This window comes from Mesorhizobium sp. STM 4661 (genome assembly GCF_000359125.1).
Lineage (GTDB): Bacteria > Pseudomonadota > Alphaproteobacteria > Rhizobiales > Rhizobiaceae > Mesorhizobium.
In genome coordinates this window covers 1-11,878 of the sequence record NZ_CAAF010000057.1, presented here as the reverse complement: position 1 = coordinate 11,878, position 11,878 = coordinate 1, and the positions used below count along the sequence as shown (strand labels likewise).

At 60.3% G+C, this 11,878-nt stretch carries 8 protein-coding genes and 3 pseudogenes; 7 read left to right on the top strand and 4 right to left on the bottom strand.

Features of this window, described 5'->3' with window-relative positions; translation table 11 throughout:
• Positions 1 to 198: 198 nt before the first annotated feature.
• Genes MESS4_RS18820 through MESS4_RS18805 form a run of 4 tightly spaced genes read right to left on the bottom strand, consistent with a single transcriptional unit; the run spans position 199 to position 4,098 of the window.
• The gene (locus MESS4_RS18820; RefSeq protein ID WP_006334132.1) at positions 199 to 918 is read right to left on the bottom strand and encodes a cupin domain-containing protein; all 720 of its coding nucleotides are present in this window, start codon (positions 916 to 918) and stop codon (positions 199 to 201) included.
• A 59-nt stretch (positions 919 to 977) separates the two neighbouring features.
• Positions 978 to 2,042: a cupin domain-containing protein gene (locus tag MESS4_RS35150; RefSeq protein ID WP_006334129.1), complete on the bottom strand. Its 1,065-nt coding sequence runs from the start codon at positions 2,040 to 2,042 to the stop codon at positions 978 to 980.
• Positions 2,043 to 2,062: 20 nt separating this feature from the next.
• Entirely contained in the window at positions 2,063 to 3,055 is a 993-nt protein-coding gene (gene pdxA, locus MESS4_RS18810; protein WP_006334128.1) for a 4-hydroxythreonine-4-phosphate dehydrogenase PdxA, read from the bottom strand.
• Positions 3,052 to 4,098: a four-carbon acid sugar kinase family protein gene (locus tag MESS4_RS18805; protein WP_006334127.1), complete on the bottom strand. Its 1,047-nt coding sequence runs from the start codon at positions 4,096 to 4,098 to the stop codon at positions 3,052 to 3,054. The genes pdxA and MESS4_RS18805 overlap by 4 nt, the downstream gene beginning before the upstream one ends.
• 73 nt (positions 4,099 to 4,171) lie before the next feature.
• On the opposite strand from MESS4_RS18805, the gene MESS4_RS18800 reads away from it, so the two are divergent.
• From MESS4_RS18800 to MESS4_RS18770, 7 genes and pseudogenes are all read left to right on the top strand, one after another.
• Positions 4,172 to 5,059, top strand: a complete 888-nt coding sequence (locus tag MESS4_RS18800) for a LysR family transcriptional regulator (protein WP_006334126.1) — start codon at positions 4,172 to 4,174, stop codon at positions 5,057 to 5,059.
• A 791-nt stretch (positions 5,060 to 5,850) separates the two neighbouring features.
• A pseudogene (locus MESS4_RS18795) lies at positions 5,851 to 6,828 on the top strand (ABC transporter ATP-binding protein); the annotation flags it as partial.
• A gap of 3 nt (positions 6,829 to 6,831) precedes the next feature.
• Positions 6,832 to 7,502 (top strand): annotated as a pseudogene (locus tag MESS4_RS34660) (IS481 family transposase); the annotation flags it as partial.
• Between the two features lie 272 nt (positions 7,503 to 7,774).
• Positions 7,775 to 9,097, top strand: coding sequence for an FAD-binding oxidoreductase (locus MESS4_RS18785; RefSeq protein ID WP_006334121.1), 1,323 nt, complete (start codon positions 7,775 to 7,777; stop codon positions 9,095 to 9,097).
• Positions 9,098 to 9,265: 168 nt separating this feature from the next.
• Complete coding sequence (gene thrC / locus MESS4_RS18780; protein WP_006334119.1) at positions 9,266 to 10,693, top strand: threonine synthase; 1,428 nt, start codon at positions 9,266 to 9,268, stop codon at positions 10,691 to 10,693.
• Between the two features lie 37 nt (positions 10,694 to 10,730).
• Positions 10,731 to 11,675: a homoserine kinase gene (locus tag MESS4_RS18775; protein ID WP_036241625.1), complete on the top strand. Its 945-nt coding sequence runs from the start codon at positions 10,731 to 10,733 to the stop codon at positions 11,673 to 11,675.
• Positions 11,676 to 11,713: 38 nt separating this feature from the next.
• Positions 11,714 to 11,878 (top strand): annotated as a pseudogene (locus tag MESS4_RS18770) (glycine C-acetyltransferase); the annotation flags it as partial.

Genomic DNA, 11,878 nt, shown 5'->3' with positions numbered 1-11,878 from the left:
CCCCTGATCGTCGACATATCGGGCTCCGGATCAAGGATTCGCATCCGCTCCATGGGCGTCGGCGCATCGAGCCGCCACCGCTTCAACGTTTCGTGTGCACCCCGAATGCTGCCGATCACGACGACATCAGCAGACCGGCGGCTTGGGCGACGTGTTGATGTGCCTAAGAGGAGGGGACATGATGGGTCTCGCTTTACGTCAAGCCTGGACGCTTTGGACCACGAAGAACTTCGATACGCGACCGCTGCTTTCCCATCCGATCGACGCGCCCTGGGGAACGAAAAGCGCATCTCCGGTGCCCGCCGACAGCACGCTGCCATCGGGCGCGGCGAATCGTACACTCCCGGCCAGCAGATGCATGAACTCGTTCTGGCGATGCGGGCGAACAACCCGGTGGTATGGGGTCGAATCCCACGTGCCCGCACGGTAATCCGCGCCGTCGCTGGAGAAGACGTTGTCGCTGCGGCATTGCGGGGCCGGGCCAAGCAAAGCCTCGGCCGGTAGCGAAGCAGATGGCTTGAAGTCGGCGTCCGCGCGCAGTTGGACAAGGCCGGGCTTCGTCGGTTTGTCGCAAGCGACCGCGCAGAACGAAAACCGCACGCCTGATCCGGTCTGGATACGAAGCGCGGTGCCGCATCCGATGACAGCACCCGCTTGTGGCCCGACCACCAGCGGGGCCGTCCCGGCCGCCGTCAGGATCAGCTCTCCGTCCACCACGACGATGGTTTCGATGTGGGGAAAGCTTGCGACTTCGAGCTCACCAACAAAGCTGGTTCGGCCCACGATCATCGAATCCGGTCCTTCCCAGGCGATTTCGCGATGCCCCTCAAAGGGGTCGTCCTTGCCGAACGCTGCCCTGCGGAAAGAGCTCGCGACGGGTGCGCCGTCGGCCCGATGCAGCACTATAGGCACGGTCATGATTGCTCCTGCGCGTTGCGCCATGATTTCACTGAAACCTAGCAGTCGGTACCGCCGTGCTACGCAGTCAACTGGGATCGCTCAGAGTGAGCGCGATCAGTTCCCGCGGGTGGGTAGCAGGGCAGAGCGGTTGACGTTGTCAGCAACACTTCACATCCCTCTTCGCCCAAAGCCACCGCACAGTGCTCAACGCCATACGGGACGACGATGAACTCTCCGGGTTCGATGATCTCTTCACGGTCACGAAATTTCATCAGCAGGCGTCCCCGGTGAACAAAGAACAGCTGATCGTCGTGCTGTCGAAATGACCAGCTGGAGGCTCCCCTGATCATGGCGACCTTGATTTGCATGTTGTTGACATGCACCTCGACTTTAGGCTCCCAAGGCGCGTGCAGCCCGGCAAACTCAATTGACAAATTCTTCTTGTGAATGGGCGAAAGGTGCATGTTCAGGGCAGCGACGTCGCGAATGATTGCGGTGAGTTGGCTTGGTAGGTCATTCCCATTGGCCGGGTATTTGCCGTCCAAAGCCGCAGTCCCAATCGTAAAACCAGCTGCGCCGGCGCCTTGGACGACTGCAATTCGTTCAGGGGTATCGATCGAACCTGCAATGTAGACAGGCTTGGTGACTGCAGCGCAGACAGCCTTCATCAACTCGGGCACGTTCTCCGCCGAACGGTACGCCAACAGGTCCAGGCCGTGCACCCCATCTCGCCCTGCAATCGTCTTGGCACTTTCGACAATTTCGTCGATGGCGCCTTCAAGCACGCTCGGATGACCGGCGATCCGACCCGGAAACGGAAAGTACCGGATGCCGGTGTCCTTGATGATCGGCAGCACATCGTCGACCCGCGTGCCACCAAGAAGAACGTCAACGCCGATTGCGGCAGCTGCCCTTGCCGAAGCAATTTCGCTTTCGCGGTCCAGGGACACGACTTCCAGATAGGAAGTTGCACCGCCCGTCCTGATCGCTGCACTGAGGCCTTTCAGCTGCTCGATCGGCAAGCCGATGTCCTTGAACCCGATGTGCCGCACGCCGAGGCTGAGCGCGGTTTTTAGTTGCTGCGAGGCGTCCGGAACCGTTCGGTCGTTGCGCGTGAGCATGAAGATGAAGCGTAACCCCATTGGTGTGGTTCCTTTCGTATCTAGTTCGTCTTGGTTTGCGCCAACACGAGGCGCTTGGCGTAGGCAAGTGCTGTTTCCAAGCTGGCGTGGTCTGCAATCCCCCGGCCTGCGATGTCGAACGCCGTGCCGTGATCTGGGCTGGTGCGGACGAACGGCAGGCCAAGCGTGATGTTCACGCCTTTTTCCAGCCCGAGATACTTCACCGGGATCAGTCCTTGATCGTGGTATTGCGCTACCACAACATCGAATCGGCCTTGGCGTGCTTGCATGAAGACGGTGTCGCCCGGATATGGGCCAGTGGCATCGATCCCCTCAGCACGGCATGTGTCGATTGCAGGTCGTATGATCCGGATCTCCTCGTCGCCGAAGAGGCCACCTTCACCTGCATGCGGGTTGAGACCCGCCACGGCGATACGCGGGGTCGCAAAGCCGAGAGCTTTTCCACCCACATGGGCAAGCCGGATAGCGGATAGCTGAGCGTCGAAATCACCTTGTTCGATCGCCTTGCTCAGCGACGTGTGGATCGTGACGAGCACCGTGCGGATGTCATCGTTCGCAAGCATCATCGCCACGCGCTTGGCGCCGCCGTAGTCGGCCAGAATTTCGGTATGGCCGGGGTATCTGATACCCGCGCTGGCCATCGCCTCTTTATTGATCGGCGCCGTGACGATGCCGCTTACTTCTCCGGACTTCGCAGCTGCGATCGCCGCAACGATGGCGTCGAAAGCAGCCTGTCCGGAGATCGCGCTGATACGCCCGATTGGAGGAGGCTCAGTAATCCGGGTGGTGTCGATGACTTCAATTGCCTGCGGCTGGAACTGAGCTAGATCGGCCGCATTGATGCGTCGCACCTCGACGTTCAACCCGAGCCGCCGCACGATGTCCTTCATGACAACATAGCTGCCGAACACGACGACGCGTTCGCCGCCCTTCGCAAGCACCTTCGCCACGATCTCCGGCCCAATGCCAGAGGCGTCGCCCATTGTGAGAGCAAGCGGGAGAATGTCCTTCATTGCGTTGCTCCACGTATCCGCGCGACGGCGCGCTCCAGAGCGGCGTCACTGCCAAAGCCACCGGCCTTCATAGCGAGCAAGAGCGAGCGCCCATCGCCAAGCTTGGCGAGACCAAGCGGGAATCCGGGATCGAGTTCTTGCAGGATCTCGAACTCACGGACGTTGAGAAGGTCCAGGATCGCTTCCATCGTGTCGCCGCCGGTGGCGATCAAAGCGCCGAAGCGTATGCTTTGAAGCTCTCGCGCTGCGTCTTGTGCGATACGGCGCAGCACCGCTGCCGAGTCCCCCTCGCGCGCCCTTGGTCCGCGCAGCAGCATCACGCCGCTGGACTCCTGGAGTTGATCTGCCTGATGATGACTGCGCAAATTTGCGCTCCCAATGACCACCAAGACATCGCTACTGATGCCATTGAGCAATGGCGGTAGGGCCTTCGCCGGCACAAAACGCCGCGATAGCGCTGTAGCCATTCCAGGAGAGCCAACCCAAAGGATCGACGCTGGATCCTCGATGGCAGCAATCTGTGAGTCGAGTTCTTCCTGCGTTTCTGCATCAAGCAGCGTGACATTCTTGATGCAGCGCGGGACCAGGTCGACTAGTTCGGAATGCCGCACGGGATGCATAGGGTCATGGCCATACGAACTTTCCGAGACCGGTATGCCGTCAACAAGCTGAATGCCCCTCACTGTCGTACGACCGGCCTGGGGGAACGCCGGTGCAAACACCAGTGCTTTGCGGCCGCTCGCCGCAAAACAGGCTTCAAGCTCGGCCGTTATGTGACCACGAAGTGTGGAGTCCACCGTTTTATACAGCACGGTATGGCTGGCAAGTCGGGCGGTCAATCGAGCAACCGCCTCGAACGCTTGCGACGGAGTAGCAGACCGCGAACCGCTATCGACTGCGATTACCGATGCCGCTTGGCTCGGAAGCTGACCCCTGCCGATCGACGCAGTCAAGCCGCGGGCGACGAAAGGTGCCGCGCCATCTGCCGCGCTAGTAAGGTCATCGGCGAGGACCGCTATACTGGGCTGATGATTGGTGCGCATGCATCAATTAACAAAACTCCACCGACTATGAATAGCGAAAGTTTCTGACGGAATCGGTGATATATTGTCACTGATGGATCGCTCAGAAATACCGTCGCTCGACGACCTGCGAGCGTTCGAAGCAACAGCGCGGCTAGGCTCGGTCCGGCTTGCGGCAGACTCGCTTGCGCTCACGCACGGCGCCGTCAGTCGCCGCATCACCAAACTCGCCAGTGACATCGGAGTCAGGTTGTTTGAAAAGAATGGGCGGGGCCTGCGGCTCACTCCGGCCGGCGAGACACTCAACCTCACCCTCAACAGGTTCTTCGGGGAGTTGGCGGCCACAGTTCAAAGCCTGCGTGCTGCCAGTGCCGGGAAGAGTGCCCTGGTGCTCTCCTGCGAGCCTTCAGTTGCCATGCGTTGGCTCATTCCGCGGCTGGGGGCGCTTCAAGTGGCGCATCCGGACATGGCCCTCCACCTCTCCGTAGGTGGAGGGCTTGTGGACTTTCGTAAGAAGCAGGTCGATCTCGCTATTCGACGGCTGGACTTCGCTGTGCCTGAGACGTGGAACGTCCGGACCCTTTTTCCCGAAAAGGTTGGGCCCGTCATGAGGCGGGAACTCGTGCCAGCGTTCGAACACGGCGACTATCTCGCTCTCGGGTCGAAGACCCGACCTGACGCGTGGGCGCAATGGCTGAAGACCCATCCGTCGGCGCGTCGACCCACAGAAATCCGATACTTCGACAATCACGCCCTCATTGTCGAAGCTGCATCTGCAGGCCTGGGTGTAGCCCTCAGTCCGCTCGTACTCGCGATTGACGATGTGGAACGAGGAAGCTTGGTGTCACCTTCTGGCTTTGACCCTGACGGCAGTCAATATGGGTTGATATGGTTGGGGTCGAGTGAACTGCAAGGTGTGGAGTTTGAACTCGCAGAGTGGCTCCAGGCGCAGTTCAGCCGCCTGGGCCCAAATCGCCTTTGAAAGAGCGCCCTGCGAGCTTAGCTCAGCTGAATGTGGTCGACCGAATCGAAAAGCAGCAACCGAGCATTGATGGGCAGGGTTGAGTTTCTCGATGAGCGGCACAGTTTGCCGTGCTTGGTTCCGCACTACCTTTTATAGGCATCCAGTTGAGGCGTCGCATGGGCGCATCACGGGCTTCGTGCAGGTGATGCCGGTTGCTACCTACCTTCAACGCTTGGACGGGCGCCAATCCATTTCAAATGCGGAAAATTCCGGCGCGGCGGATCGTGCAAATTTCCTGTGGCAAGGAATGCCGTGCCCGCCTTGGACAGGTCGGCACGGCCGCTGGCGTCATTGCCCATTCATTTCATTTTTCGGGCAATCACTCACAGACTCTCACCTGTCCCACGCTACCATCATCTATGCCAAACAGAGTGAAATGCCAATTCGGACGTTCTTTTCAGAAGTTCTTGCCGCCCGAGAGCCAGCTTTCGAAGACTCTGCGGAAACAGAACAGTCAAACTGGCTGGAAGAACGGGGCACCCTTACGGCAGGCAAGCTCCAGAGGACCTCCGATAGGCAGAGCTTGCCCGTTTGGAGGGTTCTCCAAGAAAAGGGAACGATGTCCGGTACGGGGACCGGACTTCATAAGGGAGCCGCCAGGATGAGTAGAATCCGTCTCTCGCAGCCTCAGGGCGCGAAGCGCCGAGATGGCCAGGCTACAGCTGCTACGGTGACGCGTTGCTGCTCAAAGGGCGATGTTGCGGTCCGCAACAGCGTCGAACCGCTCGGTTGAAGGGGAGCTGATTCAGATGGTCGCAAGCATCCAGGCTGTAGCCCACCACGATGTGGCGCTTTCGGTGCGCGACCTCACCGTGAATTTGCCGAAAGGCATGGAACGGATACATGCTGTCGAGAACATTTCCTTCGATCTGAAACGCGGCCAGATACTGTGCATTATCGGCGAGTCCGGATCGGGTAAGTCGGTCACGGCAAACGCGATCATGGGGCTTCTGCCAAAGGTGATCCGCGTCTCATCGGGTTCAATACAGTTGGAGGGGATGAACATCATCGGCATGTCGCCCGACAAGCTGCGCAACCTGCGTGGGCGGGTCGTGTCGATGATCTTTCAGGATCCGCTTTCGGCGCTCAACCCCCTGATGACGGTGGGCGCGCAGATCGACGAGGTCATGGCCGCGCATGGCTTCGGCACGCCAAAAGCCTGTCGCAACCGCGCCATCGAACTGCTCACCGAAGTGGGGTTGCCAGATCCCGAACTCATGTACCACCAGTACCCTTTCCGGCTTTCGGGTGGGCAGCGGCAGCGCGTCATGATCGCCATGGCCTTGGCGCTCGAGCCGACGGTTCTGATCGCGGATGAACCGACGACCGCGCTCGACGTGACCACCCAGGCACAGATTCTGGAGCTGATCCGCGAAATTCAGCGCCGCAAGGGGATGAGCGTGATGTTCATCACCCATGATTTCGGCGTAGTGGCCGAGATCGCCGACAGCGTCGTGGTGATGGAAAAGGGTCACATCGTCGAGCAGGGCAGCGCCGACCAGGTGTTGAAGGCGCCCAAGCATCCTTACACCCAGCGCCTGATCGCGGCCGTACCGCATCTGATCGGCGAGGATCGCCCTCGTGCGGAGCCTGCCAGCAAGGAGCCAATCCTGAAGGTCGAGGGTATGGTGAAGACCTATCGTGGCGGCGGTGCGTTGTTCGGCGCGCAGCGAATAGTGAAAGCTGTGAACGAGGTTTCGTTCGAACTGGCGCCTGGCCGAACGCTGGGGACTGGGCCGAAGGAGGCGCGGTCGACTCTGCTCACGGTCGATGAAGAGGCCGTCATCGTCGCCTTTCGACGCTATACGCTGCTGCCGCAGAATGACTGCTTCTATGCGTTGCAGCCGACGATCCCGCATCTGACACCCTTGTCATTGCACCGCTGCCTGCAGCGTCACGGCGTCGGCCGCTTGCCCAATGTCGAAGGCGACCTGCCGGCGAGAAGAAGTTCAAGAGCTATCGGATCGGCTACTTTCCATATCCACGTCGCCGAGGTGAGAACCAAACAGGGCAAGCAGCGCAGGTTTGTCGCCATCGATCGTACCTCGAAGGTCGCCTTCATGGAGTTGCATGAGAAGGCCACCACTGTCGTCTCCCGGAGAGTTCCTGCTCCGGCCGATAGCGGCCGTCCCCTATAAGATCCACACCGTGCCTCACGACGATGGAATCAGTTCACCACACCCAATGCCGGAGACTCGGCCGTGCCGCAGATCAAAGAGGCTATCGCCAACGGCGAACGCTTCTGGGCGCACCTTCGAATATGCCTGCGCCGCGAACGACATCGGGGACCTACGAGTAAGGCCAAGCATCATTGGACCAATGGACAGGTCGAGAGGATGTACCGCACGATCAAGGACGCCACCGTCAAACGCTTCTCTACGAGAGCCATGATCAGCTCGGGTAACACTTCGCCGACTTCGTTGCCGCCTACAATTCGCACGCAGGCTCAAGGCCCTCAAGCGCGATCCAACGGACTCGCGAGCAGGTTGCGCCGCCCTGCGCCGAACTGGAACTCGATCGGGCTTGAGCAGTTCGTATCGATCAGGGGATCAAAAACCCGCACATCTGGCGAAGTCCTAGATGATTTCGGCACATTCTTTCGGGCGCACGATGCGATGAAGGGCTGATCGGAACTTTGCTTCCGCATTTTTGGCAGCCGAGGTTGGTTGGAACATGTCGCCCCGAGTCGAACGCATTCACAGCGATGAGCGTCTCCCGGCCGAAGTCGACGTCGTCATCGTCGGCGGCGGCATCCTCGGCTCTACCGCCGCATATTTCCTGGCGAAGCGTGGCCTCTCTGTGGCTCTGCTCGAGAAGGGCCACGTCGCCTGTGAACAATCGAGCCGAAACTGGGGTTGGTGCCGCCAGCAGAACCGCGATCGGCGCGAACTGCCGCTCTCGGTGATCTCCATGCGACTGTGGGACGAGCTGACGCGCGATATCAATCGGGACCTTGGATTTCGACGCTGCGGTCTCGTCTATGCGACTCACGACGAGGCTGTGCTCGCCGGCTGGGAAAGGTGGCGCGAGGTCGCGAGGGAGTACGAGGTCGACACCCGCATGCTGAGCCGGGCGGAGGTGACCGAGCGCGTCCCCGAAGCGCGCGACAAATGGGTCGGCGGGACCTATTCGGACCGGGATGGTAAGGCCGAACCTGCGCTCGCCGCGCCGGCTATCGCCGATGGGGCCAGAGCTCTGGGCGCCACCATCCACCAGGAATGCGCCGCGCGGGCGCTCGACTTGGCCAATGGCAAGATTGCGGGCGTGCACACGGAGAAGGGCTACATCAGAACGGGCGCGGTGCTGTGCGCCGCTGGTGCCTGGTCCTCGCGCTTCCTTAGGCCGCTCGGGATCAGTTTCCCCCTAGCGAGCATCCGGCAGACCGCGCTGCGTTCCACCCCGACAATCAACATAGGCGAGGCGGTCTCCACACCCTACTGCACGATCACTCGCCGACTGGACGGCAGCTATACGCTTGCGATCAGCGGCAAGGCGAACCTCGAAATCACGCCCCAGGCTATCCGGTATAGCCGGGAATTCATGCCGCAATTCTTGCGTCGCCTAAAGAACGTCAGGCTCGGCATCGGCCAATCGTTCCTTTCGGGGCCGGATTCAATGCCGGCGCTGCTGACCAGCGACGATCGGATCTTCGAACAGAATCGGGTGCTGGATCCTCCACCCTTAAAATGGCTGGTAAGCCAAGTGGTGGAGAGTGTCCGGAAGACCTTCCCCCAACTCGGCGATATAGAGATCGATAGTGCCTGGGGCGGCTTCGTGGATTGCACGCCGGACGCAGTGCCTGTGGTGTCGCAGGTGGACGGGGTGAAAGGCCTCGTCCTCGCGGCGGGCTGCTCGGGCCACGGCTTCGGTTTGGGCCCGGGGCTTGGTTATCTGGCCGCAGAGCTTGTCGTAAACGACACGCCTTGCGTCGATCCTGCACCGTTCCGCCTGTCGCGTCTGGTCGACGGCTCGAAGCTGGACATCGCCGCTATCTGAAGATCAGCCGGAAGTCAGGCCTGACGCGCACCAACAATCGCCGCTATGGCCTGCAGGACAAGATCGCCTGGTGGCGGGCCCAACGCTGACGGCTAAAGCTGGCGGCCCATTGACCATGCGGCGCTGCGGCCCCGGCTGAACGATCGCGTCTACAAGGAAGAGCATCACATGCACTACATCTCCACACGCGGCCATCCCGAACGCAGGAAGTTTTGCGAGATACTGCTTGAAGGTCTGGCGCCGGATGGCGGGCTCTATGTGCCCGAGACCTACCCGCTTGTGGATGACGCAATGCTGGATCGGTGGCGGACGCTGTCCTATCCGGACCTCGCCTTCGAGATCCTGTCGCTCTACATCGACGATATTCCGCCCGCCGATCTGAAGGCCATCTGCGCGAAGACCTATACACCCGAGGTTTTCGGGACCGCCAGGATCGCGCCGGTCCGCGCGCTTGAGACGTGTCTCCACGTGGCGGAACTGTCCAACGGCCCCACGCTGGCGTTCAAGGACATGGCGATGCAGTTGCTTGGCAATCTCCTAGAGTATGAACTGGCGCGGCGGGGTGAGGAACTGAACATCCTCGGGGCGACCAGTGGCGACACGGGCAGCGCGGCGGAATATGCCATGCGCGGCAAGAAGGGGGTGCGGGTCTTCATGATGTCGCCGCACGGACGCATGAGCACCTTTCAGCAAGCCCAGATGTTCAGCCTGCAGGACGAAAACATCCATAACATCGCCATCGAAGGGGTGTTCGACGACTGCCAGGACATCGTGAAAGCCGTGTCGGGCGATGGTGACTTCAAGAGGCGCCACCGGATAGGCGCCGTCAATTCGATCAACTGGGCCCGGCTGGTGGCACAGGTCGTCTACTACTTCTCCGCCTACTTCCAGGTCACCGCGGGGAACACATCAGAGGTCGACTTCACCGTTCCTTCGGGGAACTTCGGAAACATCTGTGCGGGTCACGTTGCGCGCATGATGGGACTTCCCATATCCCGTCTCGTCATTGCAACCAACGAGAACGACGTACTCGATGAGTTTTTCCGCACCGGCGTGTATCGCGTGCGGGGCCGGGCGGACACGTATGAAACATCAAGCCCATCGATGGACATTTCCAAGGCCTCCAATCTCGAGCGTTTCGTCTTCGACCTGCTCGGTCGCGATGCGAGCCGGACGAAATCAATGTTCGACAACCAACTCAGGGCACGAGGCTCGTTCGATCTCAGTGGCGATCCCGCCTTCGCGCAGGTGGCGCCTCGTTTTGGCTTTTACAGCGGCAAGAGCACGCACGCCGACCGGTTGGAAACGATCCGTGACACTTGGCGCCGCTTCAACACGTTGATCGACCCACACACTGCTGACGGCATCACGGTCGCACGCAGGCACTCCGTTCCGGAGAAGCCGATGATCGTGCTCGAGACGGCCCTGCCGGTCAAATTCGCGGAGACCATCAGGGAGGCTTTGGGCCGCGAGCCAAGTCGTCCAAAACGGTTCGATGGAATAGAAGATTTGCCGAGACGATTTGAGGTCCTTCCCGCCGATGCACAGACCGTAAAGACCCACGTGGCCGAAATTTTGCGTGGTGCGGCCTGCTAAAGACCTGCTTGAGTTATCGGAGACCGTTATTCCCGCCATGGCTGTATATACGGAGCTATCAGTCGACGAAGTCGCAGCGTTCTTTGGTGCGCTGGGTCTAGGCTGGCCGCGTTCTGTTCGCGGCATCACGACCGGAATTGAGAACACGAACTACTTCGTAGATACTGAAGCCGGAGAGTATGTGCTCACCTTGTTTGAGCGCCTCACATTCGAACAATTGCCGTTCTATCTCCATTTCATAAAGCACCTTGCGGCGCGGCGAATGCCGGTCCCGGATCCGGTTGCCAACGTCAAAGGCGAAATCCTTCATTCGCTGAAAGATCGACCTGCGGCGGTCGTCAACAGGCTCCCGGGCGAGAGCGTGACAGCGCCTTCTGCGGAGCACTGTCGCTCCGTTGGGGCGGTTTTGGCCCGATTGCACCTGGCCGGAAGCGATTACCCACGGCAACAAGCCAATCCGCGCGGGCTCGAATGGTGGAACGAGGTGGTGCCGGTGCTCGGCCGATACGTGTCCGATGGACAACGGTCGCTGCTCACCAACGAGTTGACCTTTCAGAACCAAATTGCTGTGTCTCCCACCTACGAGCAACTCCCCAGGGGGCCGGTGCACGCCGATCTCTTTCGTGACAATGTGTTGTTTGCCGGCAGTCATCTGACCGGCGTTTTTGATTTCTACTTCGCTGGGTGCGACACCTTTCTGTTCGACATAGCCGTGTGCCTCAATGACTGGTGCGTCGATTGCTACACCGCCCGCCACGACCGTAAGCGAGCCGCCGCTTTCTTAGACGCCTATGAGTCCGTTCGAGCGCTTACTCCAGCCGAACGCATATTGCTTCCCGCGATGCAACGCGCTGGAGCATTTCGCTTTTGGCTATCGCGTCTCTGGGATCTGCACCAGCCTCGGGAGGCTGCAATCCTCAAAGCGCACGATCCGAGCCACTTCGAGCGCATGTTACGCGTGCACAGAGGAGAAATCGCATGAGCAAGACCGCGAAGATCACCAGTGGAAGCGAAAGCAGGATGGCACCGACTCTCAAAGACCGCATTCTCGAGCTGCTTTCGCAGATCGAGACGGAGGGCCTGTACAAGCGCGAGCGCGTCATCACCTCGCCCCAGTCGTCCGAGATCGAGGTTGGCGGCCGCAAGCTGCTCAATTTCTGTGCCAACAACTATCTCGGCCTCGCC